General features: G+C 31.6%; 23 protein-coding genes. 10 read left to right on the top strand and 13 right to left on the bottom strand.

Annotated features, from left to right (window positions below):
* From betA to Spiro2_RS11540, 7 genes are all read right to left on the bottom strand, one after another.
* Nucleotides 1-1,701, bottom strand: a complete 1,701-nt coding sequence (betA, locus tag Spiro2_RS11570) for a choline dehydrogenase (protein WP_338635987.1) — start codon at nt 1,699-1,701, stop codon at nt 1-3.
* Nucleotides 1,702-1,749: 48 nt separating this feature from the next.
* The gene (locus Spiro2_RS11565) at nt 1,750-2,604 is read right to left on the bottom strand and encodes an ATP-binding cassette domain-containing protein (RefSeq protein ID WP_338635985.1); all 855 of its coding nucleotides are present in this window, start codon (nt 2,602-2,604) and stop codon (nt 1,750-1,752) included.
* Entirely contained in the window at nt 2,601-3,437 is an 837-nt protein-coding gene (locus tag Spiro2_RS11560; protein WP_338635984.1) for an ABC transporter permease subunit, read from the bottom strand. The genes Spiro2_RS11565 and Spiro2_RS11560 overlap by 4 nt, the downstream gene beginning before the upstream one ends.
* 19 nt (nt 3,438-3,456) lie before the next feature.
* Nucleotides 3,457-4,401 carry a glycine betaine ABC transporter substrate-binding protein gene (locus Spiro2_RS11555; RefSeq protein ID WP_338635983.1) on the bottom strand — a complete coding sequence of 315 codons (945 nt, stop codon included), beginning with the start codon at nt 4,399-4,401 and terminating at the stop codon, nt 3,457-3,459.
* Nucleotides 4,402-4,560: 159 nt separating this feature from the next.
* Entirely contained in the window at nt 4,561-5,415 is an 855-nt protein-coding gene (locus Spiro2_RS11550) for an ABC transporter permease (protein WP_338635982.1), read from the bottom strand.
* Nucleotides 5,412-6,332 (bottom strand): ABC transporter permease, encoded by a 921-nt coding sequence (locus Spiro2_RS11545; protein ID WP_338635981.1) that lies wholly within the window; start codon nt 6,330-6,332, stop codon nt 5,412-5,414. Before Spiro2_RS11545 ends, Spiro2_RS11550 begins: the two co-directional genes overlap by 4 nt.
* 9 nt (nt 6,333-6,341) lie before the next feature.
* Nucleotides 6,342-7,913 (bottom strand): ABC transporter substrate-binding protein, encoded by a 1,572-nt coding sequence (locus tag Spiro2_RS11540; RefSeq protein WP_338635979.1) that lies wholly within the window; start codon nt 7,911-7,913, stop codon nt 6,342-6,344.
* A gap of 194 nt (nt 7,914-8,107) precedes the next feature.
* Between Spiro2_RS11540 and rpoZ the strand changes: the two genes are divergently transcribed.
* The 5 genes from rpoZ to Spiro2_RS11515 all read left to right on the top strand — a co-directional run bounded on the left by rpoZ (nt 8,108) and on the right by Spiro2_RS11515 (nt 13,993).
* Nucleotides 8,108-8,335: a DNA-directed RNA polymerase subunit omega gene (gene rpoZ / locus Spiro2_RS11535; protein ID WP_338635978.1), complete on the top strand. Its 228-nt coding sequence runs from the start codon at nt 8,108-8,110 to the stop codon at nt 8,333-8,335.
* Nucleotides 8,336-8,443: 108 nt separating this feature from the next.
* The gene (gene metG, locus Spiro2_RS11530) at nt 8,444-10,435 is read left to right on the top strand and encodes a methionine--tRNA ligase (RefSeq protein ID WP_338635977.1); all 1,992 of its coding nucleotides are present in this window, start codon (nt 8,444-8,446) and stop codon (nt 10,433-10,435) included.
* 29 nt (nt 10,436-10,464) lie between these two features.
* A complete protein-coding gene (locus Spiro2_RS11525; RefSeq protein WP_338635976.1) occupies nt 10,465-11,310 on the top strand; it encodes a Cof-type HAD-IIB family hydrolase in 846 nt (281 codons plus the stop codon).
* 5 nt (nt 11,311-11,315) lie between these two features.
* The gene (locus Spiro2_RS11520) at nt 11,316-12,218 is read left to right on the top strand and encodes an SAM-dependent methyltransferase (RefSeq protein WP_338635974.1); all 903 of its coding nucleotides are present in this window, start codon (nt 11,316-11,318) and stop codon (nt 12,216-12,218) included.
* A gap of 26 nt (nt 12,219-12,244) precedes the next feature.
* Nucleotides 12,245-13,993, top strand: coding sequence for a proline--tRNA ligase (locus tag Spiro2_RS11515; RefSeq protein ID WP_338635973.1), 1,749 nt, complete (start codon nt 12,245-12,247; stop codon nt 13,991-13,993).
* Nucleotides 13,994-14,012: 19 nt separating this feature from the next.
* Here the strand turns inward: Spiro2_RS11515 and Spiro2_RS11510 are convergent, their stop codons facing one another.
* The 4 genes from Spiro2_RS11510 to Spiro2_RS11495 all read right to left on the bottom strand — a co-directional run bounded on the left by Spiro2_RS11510 (nt 14,013) and on the right by Spiro2_RS11495 (nt 18,109).
* Nucleotides 14,013-15,107: an ABC transporter substrate-binding protein gene (locus Spiro2_RS11510; protein ID WP_338635972.1), complete on the bottom strand. Its 1,095-nt coding sequence runs from the start codon at nt 15,105-15,107 to the stop codon at nt 14,013-14,015.
* 97 nt (nt 15,108-15,204) lie between these two features.
* Complete coding sequence (gene tsaE / locus Spiro2_RS11505) at nt 15,205-15,765, bottom strand: tRNA (adenosine(37)-N6)-threonylcarbamoyltransferase complex ATPase subunit type 1 TsaE (RefSeq protein WP_338635971.1); 561 nt, start codon at nt 15,763-15,765, stop codon at nt 15,205-15,207.
* On the bottom strand, nt 15,765-16,907 hold the full coding sequence (locus Spiro2_RS11500; protein ID WP_338635970.1) for a UDP-N-acetylglucosamine--N-acetylmuramyl-(pentapeptide) pyrophosphoryl-undecaprenol N-acetylglucosamine transferase: 1,143 nt from the start codon (nt 16,905-16,907) through the stop codon (nt 15,765-15,767). Before Spiro2_RS11500 ends, tsaE begins: the two co-directional genes overlap by 1 nt.
* Nucleotides 16,908-16,933: 26 nt before the next feature.
* Complete coding sequence (locus Spiro2_RS11495) at nt 16,934-18,109, bottom strand: homogentisate 1,2-dioxygenase (RefSeq protein ID WP_338635969.1); 1,176 nt, start codon at nt 18,107-18,109, stop codon at nt 16,934-16,936.
* A gap of 153 nt (nt 18,110-18,262) precedes the next feature.
* On the opposite strand from Spiro2_RS11495, the gene Spiro2_RS11490 reads away from it, so the two are divergent.
* Entirely contained in the window at nt 18,263-19,237 is a 975-nt protein-coding gene (locus Spiro2_RS11490) for a hypothetical protein (protein ID WP_338635968.1), read from the top strand.
* A 4-nt stretch (nt 19,238-19,241) separates the two neighbouring features.
* Nucleotides 19,242-20,078 carry a hypothetical protein gene (locus Spiro2_RS11485; protein ID WP_338635967.1) on the top strand — a complete coding sequence of 279 codons (837 nt, stop codon included), beginning with the start codon at nt 19,242-19,244 and terminating at the stop codon, nt 20,076-20,078.
* Between the two features lie 6 nt (nt 20,079-20,084).
* On the opposite strand, the gene Spiro2_RS11480 is transcribed toward Spiro2_RS11485, so the two are convergent.
* On the bottom strand, nt 20,085-20,378 hold the full coding sequence (locus tag Spiro2_RS11480; protein ID WP_338635966.1) for a hypothetical protein: 294 nt from the start codon (nt 20,376-20,378) through the stop codon (nt 20,085-20,087).
* Between the two features lie 155 nt (nt 20,379-20,533).
* Between Spiro2_RS11480 and Spiro2_RS11475 the strand changes: the two genes are divergently transcribed.
* The gene (locus Spiro2_RS11475; RefSeq protein ID WP_338635965.1) at nt 20,534-21,070 is read left to right on the top strand and encodes an MgtC/SapB family protein; all 537 of its coding nucleotides are present in this window, start codon (nt 20,534-20,536) and stop codon (nt 21,068-21,070) included.
* Here Spiro2_RS11475 and pdxY read toward each other — a convergent pair.
* Nucleotides 21,067-21,927, bottom strand: coding sequence for a pyridoxal kinase PdxY (gene pdxY, locus Spiro2_RS11470; RefSeq protein WP_338635964.1), 861 nt, complete (start codon nt 21,925-21,927; stop codon nt 21,067-21,069). The genes Spiro2_RS11475 and pdxY overlap by 4 nt on opposite strands.
* A gap of 167 nt (nt 21,928-22,094) precedes the next feature.
* On the opposite strand from pdxY, the gene Spiro2_RS11465 reads away from it, so the two are divergent.
* Together Spiro2_RS11465 and Spiro2_RS11460 are read left to right on the top strand one after the other, a co-directional pair.
* On the top strand, nt 22,095-22,427 hold the full coding sequence (locus tag Spiro2_RS11465; protein WP_422398000.1) for an HU family DNA-binding protein: 333 nt from the start codon (nt 22,095-22,097) through the stop codon (nt 22,425-22,427).
* 153 nt (nt 22,428-22,580) lie between these two features.
* Nucleotides 22,581-22,937: a hypothetical protein gene (locus Spiro2_RS11460; RefSeq protein WP_338635961.1), complete on the top strand. Its 357-nt coding sequence runs from the start codon at nt 22,581-22,583 to the stop codon at nt 22,935-22,937.
* The last annotated feature ends 87 nt before the right edge of the window (nt 22,938-23,024 follow it).

Below are 23,024 nucleotides of genomic sequence, written 5' to 3'. Positions count from 1 at the left end.
TTAAGATAGTGTATGTATTGTATCTTGAGGATTAGTTTGTATATTTAGGTTATTTTTGTTGTATTGATAGTATTCTGCTTGAATAGGTTGTAGCAAACTATTTCCTAAAATAATGTCCGCAGATTTTTCAGCAATCATCATAACTGGCGCATAAATGTTGCCGTTTGTCACAAATGGCATAACTGATGCATCAACAACTCTAAGGTTTTTCACACCGTAAACGCCCATGTTTTTGGGATCGACAACAGACATAGGGTCTTCTCCCATTTTACAACTACACGATGGGTGAAGTGCAGTTTCTGCGTCTCTCGCAACCCAATCTAAAATATCGTCATCAGATTCGACATGGAGTCCGGGTGAAGTTTCGCCTCCATTATATTGTTGTAATGCAGGTTGATTTAAAATTGTTCGAGCACAGCGAATCGCTTCAACCCATTCTTTGCGGTCTTGAGGTGTTGAAAGGTAATTAAATTGAATGCTTGGGTGCTCTTTTGGGTTGTTCGAACGAATTTTTACATGTCCTCTGGCATCAGAATTCATAGGACCGATATGAACTTGATATCCATGCCCTTGATTTGGTGAAGAGCCATCATACCGCACGGCAAGAGGTAAAAAATGAAATTGAATGTTAGGATAAGTCACATTTTCGTTGCTACGAATAAACCCTCCCGCTTCAAAATGATTTGTTGCGGCTGCGCCTTTTCTTTGAAATAGCCATTGAAAACCGATTTTAGGTTTATTCCACCACTGAAGCGCTGGATATAAGCTCACAGGCTGCTTGCAGGCATGCTGAACATAGACCTCAAGATGATCTTGTAGATTTTGTCCAACGCCAGGAAGATTTGTAACAACATGAATTCCAAGTTTTTTTAGATCATCGGCATTTCCTATTCCTGAGAGTTGCAATAGCTGTGGAGAATTAAACGCTCCTCCGCAGCAAATAATTTCTCCTCCATAAACTTTATGATTCATCCCAAATTGTTGATACTCAACACCGATTGCTCTGTTTTCATCAAAAATTATTTTTGTTGTTAGGGCGCGGCATTTTACTTTTAAATTTTGCCGAACTCTTTTTACAGAATGTAGGTAAGCTCTAGAGGCAGAGAGTCTTCGGCCTCTATTGATATTGCGATCAAAGCGTCCAAAACCTTCTTGTCTGTAGCCATTGACATCTCCTGTTAATGGGTAACCAGCCTCTTGAGCTGCATTAAAAAATGCATGAAACAATGGATTTTCACAGGGAGCTGTTTCAAGCATAAGTGGTCCAGAAAACCCATGATAGGTATCCGCACCTATCATTCTCGTTTCAGCGCGGTTAAAGTAGGGTAGGCAATGAGCGTAATCCCAGTTTTCTAAGCCTTTTTGAGTTGCCCACTTTTCGTAATCAAGAGGATTGCCTCGAATATAAATCATTCCATTAATCGAGCTACATCCTCCCAAAATTTTTCCTCTTCCATGAAAAATTTTTCTTTTGTTCATAAAAGGCTCAGGGTCTGTGTGGTAACACCAATCATAAAATTTACTTCCTAACGGGTACATGAGAGCAGCAGGCATATGGATAAAAATATCCCAAATGTAGTCTGGCCTTCCTGCTTCAAGTACCAAAACTTTATTGGCCGAATTGCTGCTCAGCCTATTTGCTAAAACACAGCCAGCAGAACCTCCTCCAACTATAATAAAATCATAAAATTTATTTTTCATTATTTTACCCTTTCATAAAAAAATTTATAAATTAAATAAACTTATTATTTAATTAAAATATCCTGTTTCTTTTTCAGCAAATTTTCTTACTATATCGCATTTAGGATTTTCAATAATTTCTTTTGCTGTTCCAATTTGCAATATTTTTCCAGAATCCATGATTGCAATTCTAGTTCCTAATTTAATTGCTTCTTTAAAATCATGAGAAACAAAGATAATAGTTTTTTTTAATTTATTTTTAAATTGTAATATTTCATCTTGTAAATGTTTGCGATTTAAGGGATCTAATGCAGAAAAAGGTTCGTCCATTAACAGAATCTCTGCATTTGTTACGAATGCTCTTGCAATACCAACTCTTTGTTGCATTCCCCCTGAAAGTTCTTCTGGGTATTTATGTTTCCATTGTGTTAAACCTACTATGTTAAGATTTTCATAAACAATATTTTTAATTTCAGTTTTCTTAATTTTTTGGATTTCAAGTGGGTATGCAATATTTTCTTCTACAGTACGCCAAGGCATTAAAGCGAAATTTTGAAAAATCATTGAAATTTTATGCTTGCGAATTTCTGTAATTTTATTTTTAGAGCAATTTAAGATATCAAAATTTTCTTTACTTTTATTATCAAAAAAATTAATATTTCCTGCAGTCGCTCCGTTGGTTCTTCCGTTAATTCCATTAAAACATCGTAGCAAAGAGAATTTTCCTGATCCAGAGGCTCCCATAATCACTAAAGTTTCTCCATAAAATACTGAAATATTTACGTGATTTATTGCTACTGTGCAATTTAACTCATTAAAAATTTTTTCTTTTGATTTTCCTTTTTTAAGTTCTGTAAGGGCTTTATTAGCATATTTACCAAATACGAGATTTAAGTTATTAACTTGAAAACAAATATTATTCATACTGATTCACCTAATTTTTTATTAGATTCGTATAAAATTCTATCAAGTATTATTGCAATAATGACTATGACTAATCCTGACTCAAAACCTTTTACAATGTTAACGGTGTTAAGTGCTTGAATAACAGATTTTCCTAAACCATCTGCTCCTACGAGAGCAGCAATAACTGTCATGGATAAAGAAAGCATGATGCATTGTGAGATGCCTGTAAGTATAGAATGTTTTGCAAACGGAATTTCTATTGTCCAAAGTTTTTTCCAATTTCCAGCTCCAAATGAGTCAGCAACCTCTAAAAGACTATTTGGAACTTTATTAATACCTAAATAGGTCAGTCTTATTACAGATGGCATAGAAAAAATGATTGTAGAAAATATACCTGGTGCAATACCAAGTCCAAATAAAATAAGAGTAGGAATTAAGTAAACGAATGTAGGAACTGTTTGCATTAAATCTAATATTGGTTTTAAGAGAGAATATGCTTTTGGTCTATGCGCACAAAATATCCCAATAGGAAGTCCAAAAATTGTAGAGAAAAAAGTGGAAATTAAAACTAATGTTACGGTTTCTAGTGACTCTCTCCAATATCCTAAATTTAAAATTAAAAAAAATCCTACTGCAATTATAATAGTATTTTTTAAATTTTTTTTGATTAAATAGAAAATGATTAGAAATATTAAAATTAAAATTAAAGGAGGTATTTCTTCAAATTTATCAATGATGTAATTAATTAATGTGTTTATAAAATCAGAAATTATCCTAAAATAGTTTTCCGAATTGTTAATAATATAATTTATTAATTCTTCTATCCAATTTCCAATCGGAATTTTTTGCATAAGTTTCCTTTAGAAAAAATTAATAGTTATTTTTTTGAATTAATGTTTTTAACTCGTGTATACTGATATAATTACTATTCGATTTTTTTATATTTACTAAAAATTTTTCGACCTTGTTAATGTTGTTTTTAATCCATTTTTTTGCAGCAATATTTGGAGAAATATTTTGATCGATAATCATATTCATCATTTGATATTCGTCTTCAATTGATAAATTGAAGTTACTAAAAAATTTACTAATTTCAGGACATTCTTTTGAATAATTTTTTCTACTATTAATATATACTGTTGCCCCTCCTTCATGAGGGCCAAAGTATAAATCTCCATCAGTTAAATAAGAAATTTGAATCATTTTATTCATTGGATGGGGTTCCCATCCTAAAAAAACTATCCATTTATTTCTTTTGGCTGATTGCAATACTTCCATTAACATGGCTTGTTCGCTAGATTCGACAAGTTTCCAGTTTTTTAAATTAAAATTGTTACCTTGGATAATATTTGAAATAATTCTATTTCCATCGTTACCTGGTTCCAATCCATATATTTTTCCTTGAAATTTATCTTTATGTTTATGTAAATCTTTAAAACTTTTTACTCCGGCATCAAAAACATATTTAGGTACTGCGAGCGTATATTTAGCTCCTTTCAAAACTGTTCCTATGGTTTCTATCAATCCTTGATTTTGATAGGGAGTGATATCCGCCTTCATTGTTGGCATCCAATTTCCTAAAAAAATATCAACGTCGTTGTTTTTTAAGCTAGCAAATGTCATTGGTAGAGATAGATTGATAGTTTTAGTTTCGTAACCCAGCAATTGCAATATTTCGCTTGCTATTGCTGTTGATGCAGTGATGTCTGTCCAGCCAATTGTCGAAAATCTTATTTTTTTACATTGTGTTTTTGAGTAACTTTGTATGTGCAATAGTCCAAAAAAAATTGTACATGCTATAAAAAGAAAACTCATAGCTCCCTCAAAAATTGGATAAAACCTCTAAAACATAACATTAAAATGTTTATTACATATTTTTTGTTTATTTGTCCAATAAAATAATATTATAATTGTAATAGTTTATTTTTTGTTAATGGTATTCTTTTGTATTAATATTTAATAAATTAAAATTTTTTAAGTCCTGCCTGCTCCAATACTTTTTGGATCAAACATTAATCGGAGGGATTCGCCAACAAAATTTAAACTTGCAACAACGGTAAATAATGCTAAGGCTGGAAAAAAAGCTAGTGAAGGATTTGTGGTTAAATAATCTCGTGCTGAGTTTAATAAACCACCCCAACTCACATGATTTTGGCTAACTCCTAATCCTAAAAAACTAAGTCCAGCCTCGGCAATGATCACTCCTGCTAAAGAAAACGTTGCTTGCACAGCCAGTGGTGATATTGTGTTAGGAAAAATATGTTTAAACATCAACCTGCTATTATTTGCACCTAGTGATTTTGCAGCAACAACAAATTCTCTTTCTTTAAAAGATAAAAATTGGCCGCGAACTACACGCGCATAGCTGACCCAACCTGTGATACTCAATGCAATGACAACATTAAGCAAACCACCACCAAAAAAGGCCATAATAGCAATAGGCAAAACCATTGGAGGAAAAGCTAATAATATATCAATAAGTCGAGAAATTAAAGCATCTGTCTTACCTCCAAAAAAACCTGCAATTGCTCCCATTGGAATTCCAACTATTAAGCTCATGCTAACAGTAAATAAACTTACAATGAGTGAAGTAGAGGCTCCATTCATAATGAGTAAGCCGACGCTTTGTCCGTTGCCATCAACGCCAAACCAATATTGAGTAGAAGGGTCTTGTAACCTTTCTTGTAAATGAATCGGAATAATTGCTAGAGAATGAAAAACAAGAGGAAATATTGCAATAAAAAACCAAAAAATAAGAATTAAGCCAGAGACAATTGTTGTTTTATCTTGTCTTACAATTTTAAAAAAACGTTTAAATAATGTTGTCATGTTAATCGCACCCTTGGGTCAAAAATGCGGTATAAAATGTCAACTAAAAGGTTACATACCACATAAATTGTAGCCATAATTATAACACAACCAGAAACTATATTGTATTCTCGTTGTTGAACAGCTTCTACAATAAGACTTCCTAAACCTGGCCAATTAAAAATTTGTTCTGTGATGACCGCTCCACTAAGTAATACACCCAATTGCATTCCTAACACTGTAAGTGTGGGTAAAAAAGCATTTCTTAAAGCGTGTTTAGTTAAGATTATAAATTGCGATAGCCCTTTGCTTTTAGCCGTTCGAATGTAATCTTCTTGTAATACATCAACAATTCCGCTTCTTATCATACGGCTTGAAAAAGCAGCTAGCGATGCCCCGAGTGTTATTGCTGGAAGAATAAATGAACTCTGGCCTTCATTGCCCATTAATGGAAAATAATCTAACTTTACAGCAAATATCCACATTAATACAGGGCCAATAATAAAGCTGGGTGCTGATATAGCAAGTAAAGAAACAATTGCTGCAGCTTTATCTAAAAATTTTCCTGCTTGAGATGCGCTAATAATTCCAATAAAAGTTGCAATCAAAATAGAAAAAATAAAAGCAACTGTAGCGAGTTGCACTGTTTCCCAAAGCCTTGGTAATATTAATTCCGTTACAGGAATAAAACTTGAATAGCTAAATCCTAAATCTCCATGAATTAAATTTTTTAAAAAATTTAAATATTGATTCCATAATGGATCGTTAAGACCGTATTTTGCTAACCACTCAAATTTATCGGCATCAGAAGCGTCTACGCCTAAAATGGTATCCGCAGGGTTTCCAGGAATCATTCTTTGTAGAAAAAAAACAATTGATGACACACCCCATAAAACAGCAAGCAGCTGAAAAAATCGCTGAAAAAAAACTTTTAGCATTATATTCCTTTAATCTTTTGTTACGTTTACAAGCGACCAGTAACGACCATCAGCATATAATTTAAATCCTTTTACTCTTTTTGAAACTATAGCTATATTAAGATTATGCCATAAGTAAACATAAGGAAGATCTCCTGCTAATAATTTTTGCGCTTGATCATAAATCATTTTACGCTTTTTTGGATCCATTTCTTCGCGACCTTCTTGTAAGAGATTATCGATAGAAGGATTTGAATATGCTCCTCGGTTTCCACCGGCAGGAGGAATCATATTTGATGCAAAAACAAAACGAAGATGGTCGGGGTCTTTAAAACCAACCCATTGAGATATCCAGACCTTTGCAGAACCTTTTTTGACTTGTTCTAAAAAAACATTATTTTCTAGCATTTCTACTGTGGGTGAAAATCCTACGTCTTTTAGGTTGGCGGCAATCGCTTTTGCCACTTCAACTGTTGATTTATTATTATTTGAGACTTTTATGATAAATTCTAGTGGCTCTTTGACACTTGTTTCTTTGAGAAGAGTTTTCGCTCTTTGAGGATTATAAGTTATTTCTGGAATTGAGCTGTCATAAAAGAAATTATTGTTTGGAAACATTCCAGTTGCAATAAGTCCTTGTCCTTGAAGCCTAAACTGTAAAAGACTTTGTCTATCGATGGCATAAGCAATTGCTTGGCGAATTTTAAGAATGTTAAAATTCGGATCTCTAAAGTTAAAGGCAAGGTATGTGGTTGCTAATTTTGGAGCGCTGAGTACTTCGAAATTGCTGTTTTTAGTTTTTTGTATCAGAGAGACTTTGTCTGGGTCGATTGCATTTTGGGCGATGTCAATATCTCCCCTTGCCAAGGCTGCATAACGGGTTCCGCTATCTGGAATAATTTTAAAAACAAGCTTTTCAATTTGTGCTAATGAAGAGTGGTTGTAGTTTGGATTTTTTACGAGGGTCCAATCAGAAGCGCTTATTGACTTTAGTATAAATGGGCCGCTTTCAAAGCCTTTATTATTGATTTCATTTGGTTGTGTGGATATTGCTTCTTTTGGAAGAATACCAATAATTAAATTGTTTAAAAAAGAAGCATCAGGCTCTTTAAGGCTGATTTGTAATGTGTCTTTATCTTTTGCTTTGAAAGTTAATACATTTGAAAAAGCGGCTTTTCTTGGGCTAGGAGGAAAACCTTCTGGGGTATTGATGATATAATCGTATGTTGCTTCAACATCAAATGCATCAATTTCGCGCCCATTGTTAAATTTGACACCTTTTTTTAGAAAAATTTGCCAAGACTTATTTGAGAGTGATTTTACGTTGTTTGCTAATATATTGATGAGAGAACCTTGTTCATCATAACTCATTAAACTGAGGAATCTTAAATTTTCTAGGTACTGGCTATTTGCGTCAGAACCAATAAGCCTTGGGTCTCCAGTTGTAATTTTTGAATCAAACGCAATTGTTATCGTATTTTTAGACGATTTGTCATTGGCATCTTTGTTGGAATTTGATGCAGAAAGATATACAATATAAGCAACCAGTAATGCGGAAATTGCTGTAATTATTATTCTTTTTATTGTGTAGCGACTATTCATTAGCGTTTATCTCCTTTTAAGAGGTCAAACGTACTCGACGTGCTTGATCCCTAAGATGGTAGAAAAAAATGAAGCAAACTTCCAACTTTCATCAGAAAAACGTGTTGACGCAGTCTTTGGCTATTGCTACAAAGTATATATACTGTTTAATAACAGTGCATTCTTTCACCTTTTGCTCTTTCTAAGGAAGCATTATGGCTCGTATTTCTGTCCAAGATTGTCTCGATCAAATTCCAAATCGTTTTGCTGTTGTGATGTTAGCTGCGCGTCGTATGCGACAACTTCAAAAAGGCAGCGATCCTCTTGTAGAGTGCAAGAATAAGGAAGCAGTAACAGCTCTTAGAGAAATTGCCGCTGGAAAAGTAGGAATTAAAAATGCGGAAATTGTACCAGGGCTGCATCTCCCAATTAAGGTTAAGTAATAGTCGTGTTTTATTGTTGAGCTTATTTGCTCAATAAATTTCAAAGCTGGATGCTGTACCAAACAGTATCCAGTTTTTTATTTTGAATTATAAAAGGATTATTTTATTATGAGTAAAGCCTATAAATATTTTACAACGCCTATTTACTATGCCAATGGCGATCCTCATGCAGGGCATGTTTATGCAACAATATTAGCCAGCATTTTAAAAACGCACTATTTACATAGAGGAATGGAAGTAAAATTTTTAACTGGTTTGGATGAGCATGGCGAAGCTGTGCAGTCTAGAGCAAAAGAACTCGAAGTGACTCCAAAGCAGTTAGTCGATAAAATGGCTGCTTTATGGAAAAATGAATTTGAAAAATTTGAAATTAATAATGATATTTTTATAAGAACGACAGACAAAAATCATATAAAAAATGTTCAAGATATATTAAATTATTGTTATAAAAAAGGCGATATCTATTTTGGTGAACATGAAGGTTTTTATTGTATTAAATGTGAAGGTTTTTTAACGAGTAATGAAAGAGATGAACACAACAATTGTTTAGTTCATAAAAGGCCAACAGAGCTTCGTAAAGAAAAAAATTATTTTTTTAAAACTTCTAAATATCGTGAACAACTTATAGAATTAATTTCTAGTCATAGAATCACTCATCAAGAACGTTATAAAAATGAACTTTTATCTATGCTAAATAGTTTAGAAGGTGATTTGAGTATTTCGCGTCCTAAAACTAGGTTGACTTGGGGAGTCGAGTTACCTTTTGATACTGAGCATGTCGCTTATGTTTGGTTTGATGCATTACCAAATTATATTACTGGTATTGGCGGAATAGAGGCTGCAAGAAAAAGTGAGTTTTGGAAAAACGCTTATCATATTCTTGGAAAAGATATTCTTAAATTTCATGGAATTTTTTGGCCTGCAATGTGTTTATCGTTAGATGTCCCAGTTCCAAAACTATACGTAACGGGTTGGTTGTTAAAAGATGGGCATAAAATGTCTAAAAGTTTGGGTAATGTTGTTACTGTAGATCAAATTCTGCATTTTGGTAGAGATATGTTTGTCAATTATGCTTTTAGAGTCACAAATCCAGGAGAAGATATAGATATTTCATGGAAAGCATATTTTGAAAGATATAATGCTGATTTAGCAAATGGAGTGGGTAATTTGCTTTCTCGAACTCTAACCATGATAGAAAAATATTTTGATAACAAAATTCCTAAATTTTATTTCGACTTTTTAACAGACGAGCAAAAAGAAATTAAAAATTCTTCAGTTAGTGCAATAAATAATGTGATAAAATATTTTGATGAATTTAGAATTGCAGATGCTATGACAGAAATTTGGAATTTAATTTCTATTACTGATAAACATATAGCAAATCAAAAACCATGGGATTTGTATAAAAGTAATAACGAAAATGATTTAAAATGCTTAAGCAATATATTAGCAGTGAGTATTGCAGTTTTAAGAGTTGTTGGGTATGCTTCTTATTCGTTTTTCCCTAAAAAAATGGAATGCTTACTTAAAAGTATCGGCGAAAATGTTTTAGATCTATCAAATTGTCTTGAAAGATCGAAAGATTTTTATGCAATTAATTTTGAATTTGTTATAAATGATATTCCAAAGCTTTTTTCGAGAATAGATATAAATAAAGAGCTTGAGTTGGTTGAGAAAAAAAATATTGTAACAAATGTTGAAGTGAAAAATCTAAAAAATGAAAATATAGAAAAAAGAATTAAATCTGAGAACAACAATAATAATACTAGTAGTGAAATTCAAATTCAAGATTTTGCAAAAATAGAAATGCGAATTGCTACGGTAATTAGCGCTGAGTGTGTTGAAGGATCTGATAAATTACTTAGACTTTTGGTATCAATAGGAGAGCTTGGTGAACGACAAGTTTTTTCTGGAATAAGAGAATGGATTAAGCCAGAAGAAATTGTTAATCAAAAAGTGATTGTTGTGACAAATCTTGCAAAAAGAAAAATGAGATTTGGAGTAAGCGAAGGAATGGTTATCGCTACAGAAACTGTAGAAGGAAAGGTAAGCCCAATTTTTCTTTCTAATCATTTAAAAGAGGGAGCTCTGTTAAGTTAAATTACGTATAAATTCAAAAGGGAGAAAATATGGGTTTTCAATATAAAGCAATATTTGTAGATCTGGATGGAACTCTTTTAAATTCTAGAAAAGTAATTTCGCAAAGAAGTGTTAGTTGTTTAAATAAATTAATAGAATTAGGAATTCATGTTGTAATTTCTACAGGTAGGACTTTAAAATCAGTGAGAAATGTAACAAGAGAAATCAACTTAAAAACTCCTGTTATTACATTAAATGGAAGTGATATTAAAAAACATGTAGATGATGGATACTCAATGATGCTTGTTTATTTAGATAATAAATTAAAAAAAACTGTTGTTAACATGTGTAAAAATATATTAAATAATAAACTTAACTATTCTATTCAAAATTTAATTGCAGATACATCGAGTTCTTTTTATTGCTTGCGACCCCATTATTTAAATTCAAACGATTTTTCCTTCCATTATGACAATGATATTAAAGAATTTGATGTTGATAACCCTTTTTATGAATCTGTTGTCAGTTTTCTTTTTTTGTTAACTCCAGAGAGTGACAGGCGAGCTTTTTTAAAAGAGCAATCTGAGCTTTTAAAGCCTTATAACGTTAGCTTTTGCACATTTAATGGTTGGCCTTGGATTGAATTGGGTTCTTCAAATATGAATAAAGGTATTGCTATGCAATATGTGTGTGATTATTTAGGAATCCATATTAACGAAGCGATTTCTTTTGGAGATGGAGAAAATGATGTTGAAATGCTATCCCTCGCTGGATTAGGAGTTGCCATGGCGAATGCAGATGAACATGCCTTAAATGCTGCAAAAATTAGAACACTTTCAAATGATGAAGATGGTGTTGCTGTGTTTTTAGAAAAACTTTTTAATTTTGGAATATGAAACATATGGAAATATATAAAAAACCAGTTAGTTTTAAAGAATTGTCATTAAACTGGTGGAATAAAAAAAGAATAGAAAAGCTTTTAGGCGAAAAAAAATATGCAATCACACCAATTACGGCACCCGATTTGCTTTTATCGCTGGGTTTATTAAACTCTGATGCTTCTATGTCTCCCGATAACGTAAAAAAATTTATACAAATTAATCATATGTATAATTTAATTGAATCTCATATTGAGTCTCTTATTTCGCGACATAAAATTGTGAGAATTTTAGATGTTGGATGTGGCAAATCATATCTTACTTTCTTGCTTGCGTGGAGTTTTTTAGAAAAATGGAAACATCCTGTAGAAATTGTAGGAGTAGATAGCAATTCTAAAATAATTAAAGACTGTCAAAATAAAGCACAGAAACTAGGTTTTGCAAATATTTTATCTTTTGAAGCAACTTCAATTTCGGATTATAAATGGAATAAAGAAACGCGTCCTCATGCTGTTGTTGCCTTACACGCATGTGATGTTGCCACAGATTTAGCGCTTTCTTTTGCTGTGCAAGAAAAATCAGATTTTATTGCTGTGGCTCCTTGTTGCCAGGCTGAGCTTGCTCGGTTTTGGAAAGAAGATACGCAGACACATCCTTTGTCACCAGTCTTTCATACGCCACAGGTAAGGCGAGAAGTGGCAGCGCATTTTACCGATGCACTGAGAATGTGTTTGCTTCGTTCAAAAGGATATGAAGTGACTGCAACAGAGTTTGTGCCCTCAACTCATACGCCTAAAAATCGTTTAATTACATGTATACGTCGTGGAAGTTATTTAGAATCTGCACAAAATGAATATCAAGAATTGAAAAAACATATTGGTGATAAATCAATATCTCTTGAGCAGTTTTTAAATAATATACATTAAAAAATAAAATTTGGAGTTTTTTTGTTATGCGTATGTCTAAGTTAGTGGCGAAAACAATTAAAGAAACACCTAGAGATAGCGAGCTTCCAAGCCATAAATTTATGCTTAGAGGCGGTTTTATGCGCCAATTTGCTGCAGGTATTTATGGCATTCTTCCTTTAGGAATGCGTTGTATATCTAAGATCGAAAAAATTTGTCGTGAAGAAATGGAATCTGTTGAGGGGCAGGAGGTTCGATTGCCTTGTGCTTCTCCTAAAGATATTTGGGAAGAAACGGGTCGCTATCAAACATTTGGTAAAGACATGATGAAGTTTAAAGATCGTCATGAAAAACAAATGGTTTTAAATCCAACTCATGAAGAACCTGTTGTTTACTTAGCACGTACAGAAATTACTAGTTATCGTCAATTACCCGTGATGATGTATCAAATTCAAACAAAATTTAGAGATGAGCCAAGACCTCGTGGTGGTTTGATTCGCTTGCGTGAATTTACCATGAAAGATGCTTATAGTTTTCATACAAATGAAGATGACTTAAAGCAATATTATGATAATATGTATAGCGCTTATAATCGATTTTATAAAAGAACAGGATGTAAAAATTTTGTAAGTGTTATGTCTGATAATGGCTTATTTGGTGGTAAGTATTCTCACGAATTTCAAATGTTAGTACCAACTGGTGAAGATAAACTTATTACTTGTCCAAAATGCAAATATGCGGCTAACGAAGAAATTTCAACGTCTCCTTATGTTATTAATTGCAATGAGTCAGAGCTTGCTTTAAATAAAGTTCATACCCCAAATATAAAAACTATTGAAATGCTATCCAAACATCTTGAAGTATCTCCAGATAAAACAGCAAAGGCTGTGATGTTTCAAACTCTTTCAAATGTGCCTGTGATTGCTTTTGTGCGTGGTGATCTAGAGGTTATAGATAAAAAAGTGAGAACATTGGTGCAGTCTGAAGTTGTACCTGCTTCTCATGATGCAATTGTGCGTGCTGGTGGTGTTGCAGGAAGTACTGGACCTATTGGGCTTAATCTAAAAAATTGTATTGTAATATTAGATCATACCGTTGTTAAGAGTCGCAATTTAGTTGTTGGAGCAAATGAAAAAGATTTTCATTTTGTAAATTTTAATGCCGATAGAGATTTGCTTTCTCAAGTATCAGATAGAGAAAAAATAATTATTGGTGATATTGCTGCTGCACGCGAAGGTGATCCGTGTCCAAATTGTAGTCATTCACTTGCCACAACGAGAGGTATTGAAATAGGTAACATTTTTCATTTAGGTACTAAATATTCTGAAGGAATGAATTGCACTTATCTTGATCAAAATGGCAAAAAACAATATCCAATTATGGGATGTTATGGAATTGGTATTACAAGACTATTACCAGCTATAATTGAAGAAAGTCATGATGAAAGAGGGCCTATTTTTCCTCTCCCAGTGTCTCCTTTTGAAGTGCATTTTTGCGTACTAAATAAAAAAGAACAAAATATTTTTAATACCTCTGAAGAAATTTATAAAAATTTGTGTGACCAAAAAATTCAGGTACTAATTGATGATAGAGATGAAAAACCTGGGTCGCAATTTGCAGATGCAGATTTAATTGGTATTCCATTTAGAATTATTCTTTCTCCTAAAACATTTGCAGAAAATTGTGTGGAATTAAAATATCGTGACAATAGGGCAGAAACAAGAAAAGTAAAAATAGATGATATTGTTAAAGTTTTGGTGCAAGAAATCGAAGATGAATATAAGAAGTATTGCTAAATTTTTAATTATATATCACTTATTTTTTAAGTGTATTTAGTATTTCTTTTGAGTTAAAATTATAGGTTTTTAAAGTTTTATTATGAAATTTTGAAAACCTTTTAAAATCTATTTTACTCCAATGTTCTTCTTTTAAAAGTTGTGAAAAGTTTTGTGCTTCTTTAGAGTTTACAGATGAAAAAACTTTAATTTCTATTTTATGATCCTTTTCTTTGAGATCAATGCCTTTAACATAATCATACAAAACAATTAGTGCACATGCCCCATTCATAAAGTGACCACCGACAGAAATTGCAAGCTTATTATCTTTTACTGATTGAATTGCTTCGTTTAGCCAATTTAGCCCACCTATAAAAATATCTTTTCCTGGAGACTTTTTACTTTCTTGCGCTGCTTTTAAAGCTCCAATTGCAATAGGGTCGTTGGCAGCCCAAATCATATTGATATCATTGTATCGTTGTAAAATAATTTTAGTTTGTTCGTATGCAATGTCTTTATTCCATTCTGCGTACAAAGATTGTTTTAAATTAATTTTTGGATTTTCCTTTAAAAATTTTTGTAAACCGAGGTTTCTTTCTTGTGAGGTTGGAGTGGCTTTATCGCCATGAATTGCAATTAAATTATAGGTATTTAATTTTTTATTTTGTTTTGCTGTATCATAAACTCCCTTGGCAATTAAATGACCTGCAAAAACGTTATCTGGTACAATTGTTGCAATCCAATTTTTTAGTACTTCTCTTGGATTGGATAAATTTTTCTTTTGCTCCGGAACTAAATCTGAATGAATTAAAAAAGTTTTTATTTTATATTTGTCTAAAATTTGAAGCATTTCTTCTGCTAAAAGTTTTTCGTTTACAATAAAAACAAAATCTGTTTTTTTTGTTCTTTGAGATAGTTCTTCGGCAATTTTAACATTTAAAACTCTATTTCTTTCGGCGTACAAAACTTCAAGATCAATGCCTAAACTTTTTGCAGCAGCTTGAGTAAATTTTGAAGAGGTGACCCAAAAATCCTCATCAGATTTTCCTGGGTTTATAAAAGTAACAGAAATTGAAAAAACTTTAGTGTTAAAAAGTATAGTTAAAATAAAAAATAGTATTTTTATGGTTTTCATTTTTCACCTTTTTAAAATTATGGTATTTGATATTTTTAAATATATATCTTATAGTAATTTTATTCTATGTGTATGAATTTTGACTTTTGGAATTTATCTAAATCTCAGTTTTTTTAAAAGCATAACTTCTTATGAGTGGGTCTTCTGTTAACTCAATTGATATTTCAAGAATTCTTTTGGGTTTTGGGCATTTTGTTAATTTAAAAAAATTTTCATAATCAGACTCATCAATATTATATGGCCATTCAATGATACAAATAGATGAAGAAAGATTGAATTCATCTTCTAAGCCTAAAAAATTTAATTCTTTTCCACTTTTTAGACGATAAAGATCTAAATGGATAAGTTTGTTTAAATTAATTGATTTATCTAGAATACTTTTTTCTTTGTTTAGAGTTTCTGTGTTTAAAATTGAAAAAGTAGGACTTGTAGAAAAACTTTCTGCTCCTAAAGCAATTGATAGCTGTTTTGTTAAAGCTGTTTTGCCACTTCCTAAATCTCCATCTAAAAAAATCCAGTCTCCAGGTAATAAACACGGAATAATAGATTCTGCAAGTATATGAAGTTCAGATAATTCGATTTCTATTGTAAAGTTAAAATTATTATTACTATTTAAAATATTAAAAATATTTGAGGAAATAAATTTTTTATCTAACATTATTTTTTGGCCTCAAATTTTAATAAAATATCCCAAATTAGTTCTCCTATTTTAAATGAAGAATCTTTTGCAGGAGCTGTTTCTAATGCCCTTTTTCTTTCTTCTAATGAAGTGAATGTTAATTCAATAAGTTTAATTGCCGTTTCGTTTTGAAACGTACTTTCATCAATTGATTGTGCCCAACCTTTGTTTGTAAATATTTTAGCATTTATAATTTGATCGCCGCGGCTTGCGTGCAAACCAAGTGGCACCAAAATCATAGGTATTCTTGCTGCAGCAAGTTCAAAAATACTACTTGCTCCTGCCCTGCAAATAGCAAGATCGGCCGCTGCATAGGCATATTTCATTTCTGCAGTTAGAAATTCAAATTGTTTGTAATTTTTTGAACTTGAAATTTGAGTAATATTGCCTTTTCCTACTATATGAATAATATTATAATTATTAATTAGTGATGGAATAATTTCAAACATTTTTTGGTTTAAACTTCTTGCTCCTAAGCTTCCACCAAAAATTAAAATTGTCTTTTTTTCTTTATCAAGTGAAAAAAATTCAATCGCCTGATCTTTGGTGGCAGAAAATAAAGATTCACGAATTGGTAAACCCATTTCATAAATTCTATTTTGAAAAATTTGCGGCATTTTTGTAATAGTATCTGGAAATGCAACTAATGCCTTAAATGCAAATGGTAAAGTTAATTTGGTTGCAAGTGCAGGTGTCGCATCGCTTTCGTGAATGACAACAGGCACGCCTCGTAACCATGCAGCCCACACAACAGGGGCTGAAACAAAACCTCCTTTAGAAAAAATAAGTGAAGCTTTAACTTTGCCAATTAAAAAAAATGCTTGAATAACTCCTAGTAATATTAAAAATGGATCAGAAATGTTTTTTAAACTAAAGTAACGACGTAGTTTTCCAGTCTCAATTGAATGATAATGCCATGAGGGCTGATTTTTGGTAACAAGATCTTTTTCCATACCCGACTTTGAACCAACATAGTGCACTTGTATTTTATTTTCATGAAAAGCTTTGGCAAGATGCGAATTGCTTGATTCAAATAATGCAAAATGAGGCCAAACATGCCCCGCGGTTCCGCCACCTGTTAAAATTATGTTAAAAGTAGATTTCGTTTCAATTTGTGTCATAAAATCGCCAGCTTTATATGTAGTTATTATAAATGCGAATGACTATTCCAAGTATAATGATACTTTGGATCTTCAAGAGTCATTGCAGCTTCAGTTATCGATAATGGTTCAAAAGTGTCAACCATAATTGCGAGTTCTTGTGTGAATTTTGCACCAACACTTTGTTCATATCGTTCTGGATGGGGGCCGTGCGGAATACCAGAAGGATGATAGCTTATTGAATAATTTGAAATTCCTTTACGACTGGTAAAATCGCCGCTGACATAAAAAATCACTTCATCGCAGTCGATATTAGAATGTGGCCACGGGCAAGGAACAGCTTTGGGATGGTAGTCGAGTATTCTTGGTACAAAATTCATGACGTAAAAATTTTCGGCAGAAAATAGTGTATGTGCTGTAGGAGGCAGATGAATAGAGCTTGTTTTAGGTTGATAGTCGTTTACAGAAAAACAAAATGGCCAGTACCAGCCATCCCATCCTACTATTTTATAAGGAAAATCTGTATATTCATGTATTGAAAGTTGATGATATTTTTTAATAATAATAGGAAAATTTTCATTGTCTTGAATTGTTGGAAGACGTGTTGGTGATTTAAAATCTCTATGATTATAAGGAGCATCTAGGCGAATTTGTCCTGTATTTTGTTTAAATTCTTGTGGAATATCAAAGTTATTGCTTCCTTCTATAATAAGCATATTAGAGGGATTGTTAGGAAGAAAGCGGTAAGGAATAGATTTAGGAATAAACAAATAGTCACCTTTTTTATAGTCAATTTCTCCTAAAATTGTTTGTAATATACCATTTCCTTCTACTGTAAAAAAGATTTCATCAGCATCTGCGTTTGAAAAAAAATATTTATCGTTTTTGGAAATTTGCACAATGCCTACAGAACAGCTTTTGTTTGTGAGTAAAATAGCTCTAGACTCGAGCATTGTTCCTGAGTTTTTATAATGACCTGTTTGAAAATGTAAGCGTTTTAATTCATGTTTGTTTTTAATTTTAAAAGAAGGAAAAAAAGGATTTTCGTGTTTAAAAATTTCTGCGCTGACTTCATGGGTAGGGGCTCTTTTTTGATATAATATTGAATACTGATTACTAAAGCCAGAGCGCGTAATCACGTGCTCAATGAGCATTTTACCTTCAAATTCACAGATTGTGTGTTGCTTTGTTGAAACAAAACCAAGTTTTCGATAATCAATCATTTTGGTTAAGCTCCCATTTAAAGTGATGAGTTAAATGAGACTATTTTATAGCATTTAATTTTTATTTTTTGCAAGTGTTGGTTTGCAATTAATAAATAAATATTATAAACTTTTAAATTAATAGCTAAGTTCAACAAAAGGAATCAAGCTTATATGAATAAGAATTTAATAATAATTGCAGATTCCTTGACAAAGGTTAACCTTGCAACGGATTCTAGTATAGCATTATGTCAAAGTGCAATTGCTAAATCTTGGAATGTTTTTTGGTCTTTGTCAGAAAATGTTCATGTTTTTGGTGAAAAGATTTATATTAATGAAGTTTGTCAAATTAAAACAATTTCTAATTTAAAAATTGATTATCTGTCTCTTGGTAAAAAAAAATATCCTCTAAATTTTTTTAATATTTGCTTTGTAAGAAAGGATCCTCCGTTTAATGAAGAGTATAAAGATTTGTGTTGGATTCTAGCATCGCAAAAAGAAGTACCAACTATTAATTCAGCAGATACTTTATTAACTTATCATGAAAAAGCTTTGCAATGGCGAGCCTTTTCTGAGAAAATTATTAATACTCATAATATTATTCCTACATGCTTAACTTCTTCTGTAGAAATTGTTGAAGAATTTTGTAATACTAATAAAGATATTTTAACCCATGGGATAATTTGTAAGCCTTGGTTAGGGCATGGCGGAGAAGATGTTTCTTTACTGCCTAATAAAAATGAATTACTAACAATTTTAAATAAAAAGCAAGTAAACAAATTCCTTAAAGAAAAAGTTTTAATTCAACCTTATTTGCCTGAAATACACTCAGAAGGTGACAGACGGGTTATTATTGTAAAAGGAAAAGTTATTGCAAGCTTTGTGCGATTTCCTTCTCGTGGTAAAATTGCTTCAAATCTTGCGCAAGGTGGTAAGCCTGTGATTAAAGAAATGAGTAAAGAACAAAAAAATATTTGTGAAAAGTTAGCAAAATTTTTAAATGAAAAAAATATTTGTTTTGCAGGACTCGATTTAATTGGGAATCGTGTTGGCGAAATTAATATAACTTCACCTACGGGTCTAAAAACTTATGAATCATTGACGGGTAAAAATATAGCTGGAAAAGTATTTCAATTAATGGTGAAATAAAAATATGAAAAAAAATTTTTTTAAAATAATTGTAATTATTTCTTTTTTTATTTTATTTAATTCATGTATTTCTATGAAAATAAAAAAAGAACTTGTTAGGGTAGATTCAAAAGATAAAATCTTAGATATAATTAATCAAATTCAAAACAAATGTTTTTCTTCTAAAAATCCGCAATTTTTTGCTGATTTTACTATTGATGGTAAAGAAAAATTTTCTTTACAAATGGAGGGGGTATGGAAAAATAATTATAATACATTTAAATCAACTGCTATAGGGCCATTAGGTGAAGATTATTTATCTTTTGAGCTTAATGGCTATGATATAAATTATCTTACTGAACAAAACACAGTTTATTCTCATCAAAGCTTTGAAAAAATTTCTAGTTTTTTATCAGGACTTGGATCAAAAGGATTGAGGAATATTTTTTGTGGTAGACTTCCATTTCAGTTTGTTTCAGAAGAAGACGGTATTTTTTATGTCAAAGATAAAGAAGATAAAAATGATAAAAAAGAAATTTTAAATAAAAAAGAAGCAGAGTCTTTGTTAAGTAATAAAACCGTAAATTTACCAAATATTATAAATAAAAGTTATTTTTCTAGATCCACAATTAACTTACTTGATAGAGAGGTTTATGTTAATAGTTATATCTCTGTAACTAAAAATAATAATGGTTACGGTATTATTGCAAATAGTAGATTTTATTATGGTCCTTTTGTTAAAGATTCTGATTTGGAATTAAAATGGGTTGGTTTTGTTAATTCTGATGTAGTTGTGCCAACTAGTGTTATGTTTCGAACTACATACGATATTTTTATTATTGATATTCATGAATATTTTTAATTAAATTTATTGTTTATTTGAAATTATTTCTATAGTTTTTTCTTTGTTTTTTTGTGAATTTTTAATTTTTTCTTCATCTTCTGAATTTGTTTTTTTGCTATTAAAACTTTCAATCATTGACTCAAGAGTTGAAAACGCAATATCAAATTCTTTATCTGAAAGTGAATATACTTTTGTTAGTAATTTTTGAAAATGAGAAAATTTTTTAGCTGCAATACCAGAAGTTTCTGCACGGCAAGCTTGGTCTCTCATGTATCTTAATAGATCATCTTCGTTTAGCTCAGGTTTTTTTTCATTCATATTGGTTAACCTTTAAATTTCGATTAACTTGAGATCGGCGTTTATGAATGAAAATTTAGAATTGGTCATAACTTTGGCGATGCGTGAAATAATTTCAAACATTTTACAATTAAATGATGAATTATAGACATAATTAATAAATTTATGGATTTACAATGCTCTCAGAAGTGCCTATTCCAAATCATCAAATATCAGAACTAGATATTTTATTATTTTTGTTGCCTCGAGTCGGGGTTGCATTATTAGTTGGTACTATAGTTGGAGTAGAAAGAGAAATAAGAGGAAAATTAGCAGGAATTAAGACTAATGCCTTAATTTGTGCTGCATCGGCAATGTTTACGGCTCTTTCTTTGGTCATGACAGATTATTCTAATACTGATTTAATTCATAGTGGACAGCGACTTGATGCAACGAGAATTGTTGCTCAAATTGTTTCCGGAATTGGTTTTATTGGAGCAGGTGCAATATTTAAATCTTCAAGTAAGGTTCAAGGTTTAACAACTGCAGCTGTAATTTGGACAGTTTCTGCTCTGGGAATTTTAGCAGGCTATGGAATTTATTTAAGCACTATTGTTATTACTGTAGGGCTTATTGTGTTTTTATCTTTTGTAGCTCATTTTGAAAAAAAATATATAAGAAATCTTAATCAAAACCAAACAGAATCTTCAGGTAAAAATAGTACAATGGATTAATTAATTTTTTCCGCTTTAAAATTAAACTTTGGATTAATTAAGTAATTTTGTGCTTTAACTAGAAGTAGTTCCCTAGAATTTTCTAAATGAGTTGCATCTATAATACTAAATACTCTAGAGACTGTCTCTTCTAATGCGTTTCCTATATTTTCTGAATCTTTTAAATAAAAATGAGTAAATAAAGCGGAGGTCAGATCTCCTGTGCCGTTAAGCGAAATTGGAATGTAAGGTGTTGTAATAAGATATACCGAGTTTTTATTTGCTGCTAGTATGCTTAAGTTTGAGTTTTTATTATTATTTAATATTAAACTGGTTACAACAACAACTTCTGGACCTTTTTTTATAAGGTTTTGCGCTGCAGAAATCGCATGTTCGAGTGTTTCAATTTTTTCGCCACATAGGTATTCGAATTCAAAGTGGTTAGGAGTCATTATTGTCGCATATTTTATCATTTCATCTTTAAAAAATTCCGGAATTCCTGGTTTAACAAAAAAGCCTCTGCCCACATCTCCCATTACAGGATCGCAGCAGTAAATTGTATTGATGTTGTATTTTCGCAACTCTAAGATAGCTTCTATCATGACTTTACCGAGTTCTTGACTGCCCATATATCCACTCAATAAGGCATTGCATTTTGCTAATACCCCACGATCCCTAATACCGTGAAACACATCTCTGACAGCGTCTATGTCAAAAACCCTGCCTCCCCATTTGCCATATCCAGTATGATTGGAAAAATGAACTGTATGTATTGGCCAAACTTCAACTCCCAAACGTTGCAAAGGAAAAGTAACAGCGCTATTTCCAACATGACCGTAACTAACACAAGATTGTATTGAAAGTATTGATTGATCCATGGTATATATCCCTTCTGATTATTTGCTTTGAGAAGTTTGTACTCAAAGTTTTGCCTATCCTACAATAGGAAATAAAAAAAATATACTTTGCCTCTTGATATTAGGTTGATTTTAGGCAAAGATATTTAAAGATCCATTTAACTTTTATGCGAAAGGATATTTATTATATGTCAAAAAGAAAAGTTGCAACTGTTTCTACTTCTGCTTTAACTGTTGAAGTTTCTTCTAGATTTGATCAATTACCAAAAAAATTAACGAAAGAAGTCATTGCGGCTTTTCTTGATGCAATTGAAGATCACGTTGCTGCTGGTAAGAAAGTTCGTATTGATAAACTTGGTATTTTACAAGTTAAAGATCGTGCAGCACGCAAGGGACGTAATCCTCAAACTGGTGAAGAAATTAAAATTCCAGCATCTAAAAAGGTTAGTTTTAGAGTTGCTTCGTCTCTTAAAGATAAAGTTGGTGTAAAAAGAAAATCAGCCGCTAAAAAAAGAAAATAGTTTTAGTGAACTTTTTTACATTAGAAAGGAACTAGTAAAAACAATACTAGTTCCTTTTTTTATTTAAAATCTAAAATACCTCTTCTTATTAAGCTCTCTTAAGGAATTTTACACTTCCTGCCGATACCTGTTTGGCGAGTGAGGAGCGGTTCTATGGCTTTAGAAAGTTCTACAAAATTTAAAATTAAAGATAAAATTGTCTTCTCAAGAGGGATGGAAGTCTCTTATGTAGAAGAGTCTATTCATCGTTGTCTTCTTTTTGCATTAAATTTGTTTGAAAAGGAAGGACTAGATACACCAACCTCGTATCTAGAAGCTCACAAAGTAATATTTGCTCATCCCAGTGATTTTATAGGGGGATCGACAATTGCTCAATGGATTGCAGCGGGCGGAGACGAAAGAAAAGCATATGATGCAATGAAAGACTATATTATTGAAGCTAAAAAGATCAAAGTTATTATGAAAGAAGTTAAAACAATAACTGCTCGGGTTTTTAAAGGCGCAGGTTAAGAATTCTTTTGATAATTACAAACAAATAATTTGCTAGACGAGAAAAAAACTATCATGTAACAATTTCTCTGGTGTTCAGATATTGAA

This window comes from Spirobacillus cienkowskii (genome assembly GCF_037081835.1).
Lineage (GTDB): Bacteria > Bdellovibrionota_B > Oligoflexia > Silvanigrellales > Silvanigrellaceae > Silvanigrella > Silvanigrella cienkowskii.
The sequence above is the reverse complement of the archived record's forward strand: the minus strand, read 5'-3'. Positions and strand labels throughout refer to the sequence as shown.

What these genes read in the sequence shown, in the direction of transcription:
- Spiro2_RS11550 (WP_338635982.1), bottom strand. Translation starts at nt 5,415, where the DNA reads ATGACAACATTATTTAAACGTTTTTTTAAAATTGTAAGACAAGATAAA.
- Spiro2_RS11555 (WP_338635983.1), bottom strand. Translation starts at nt 4,401, where the DNA reads ATGAGTTTTCTTTTTATAGCATGTACAATTTTTTTTGGACTATTGCAC.
- Spiro2_RS11545 (WP_338635981.1), bottom strand. Translation starts at nt 6,332, where the DNA reads ATGCTAAAAGTTTTTTTTCAGCGATTTTTTCAGCTGCTTGCTGTTTTA.
- Spiro2_RS11510 (WP_338635972.1), bottom strand. Translation starts at nt 15,107, where the DNA reads ATGAAAACCATAAAAATACTATTTTTTATTTTAACTATACTTTTTAAC.
- pdxY (WP_338635964.1), bottom strand. Translation starts at nt 21,927, where the DNA reads ATGGATCAATCAATACTTTCAATACAATCTTGTGTTAGTTACGGTCAT.
- Spiro2_RS11480 (WP_338635966.1), bottom strand. Translation starts at nt 20,378, where the DNA reads ATGAATGAAAAAAAACCTGAGCTAAACGAAGATGATCTATTAAGATAC.
- Spiro2_RS11540 (WP_338635979.1), bottom strand. Translation starts at nt 7,913, where the DNA reads ATGAATAGTCGCTACACAATAAAAAGAATAATAATTACAGCAATTTCC.
- Spiro2_RS11475 (WP_338635965.1), top strand. Translation starts at nt 20,534, where the DNA reads ATGCTCTCAGAAGTGCCTATTCCAAATCATCAAATATCAGAACTAGAT.
- Spiro2_RS11495 (WP_338635969.1), bottom strand. Translation starts at nt 18,109, where the DNA reads ATGATTGATTATCGAAAACTTGGTTTTGTTTCAACAAAGCAACACACA.
- Spiro2_RS11515 (WP_338635973.1), top strand. Translation starts at nt 12,245, where the DNA reads ATGCGTATGTCTAAGTTAGTGGCGAAAACAATTAAAGAAACACCTAGA.
- Spiro2_RS11565 (WP_338635985.1), bottom strand. Translation starts at nt 2,604, where the DNA reads ATGAATAATATTTGTTTTCAAGTTAATAACTTAAATCTCGTATTTGGT.
- Spiro2_RS11560 (WP_338635984.1), bottom strand. Translation starts at nt 3,437, where the DNA reads ATGCAAAAAATTCCGATTGGAAATTGGATAGAAGAATTAATAAATTAT.
- tsaE (WP_338635971.1), bottom strand. Translation starts at nt 15,765, where the DNA reads ATGTTAGATAAAAAATTTATTTCCTCAAATATTTTTAATATTTTAAAT.
- Spiro2_RS11460 (WP_338635961.1), top strand. Translation starts at nt 22,581, where the DNA reads ATGGCTTTAGAAAGTTCTACAAAATTTAAAATTAAAGATAAAATTGTC.
- metG (WP_338635977.1), top strand. Translation starts at nt 8,444, where the DNA reads ATGAGTAAAGCCTATAAATATTTTACAACGCCTATTTACTATGCCAAT.
- Spiro2_RS11490 (WP_338635968.1), top strand. Translation starts at nt 18,263, where the DNA reads ATGAATAAGAATTTAATAATAATTGCAGATTCCTTGACAAAGGTTAAC.
- rpoZ (WP_338635978.1), top strand. Translation starts at nt 8,108, where the DNA reads ATGGCTCGTATTTCTGTCCAAGATTGTCTCGATCAAATTCCAAATCGT.
- Spiro2_RS11465 (WP_422398000.1), top strand. Translation starts at nt 22,095, where the DNA reads ATGTCAAAAAGAAAAGTTGCAACTGTTTCTACTTCTGCTTTAACTGTT.
- Spiro2_RS11520 (WP_338635974.1), top strand. Translation starts at nt 11,316, where the DNA reads ATGGAAATATATAAAAAACCAGTTAGTTTTAAAGAATTGTCATTAAAC.
- Spiro2_RS11485 (WP_338635967.1), top strand. Translation starts at nt 19,242, where the DNA reads ATGAAAAAAAATTTTTTTAAAATAATTGTAATTATTTCTTTTTTTATT.
- Spiro2_RS11525 (WP_338635976.1), top strand. Translation starts at nt 10,465, where the DNA reads ATGGGTTTTCAATATAAAGCAATATTTGTAGATCTGGATGGAACTCTT.
- Spiro2_RS11500 (WP_338635970.1), bottom strand. Translation starts at nt 16,907, where the DNA reads ATGACACAAATTGAAACGAAATCTACTTTTAACATAATTTTAACAGGT.
- betA (WP_338635987.1), bottom strand. Translation starts at nt 1,701, where the DNA reads ATGAAAAATAAATTTTATGATTTTATTATAGTTGGAGGAGGTTCTGCT.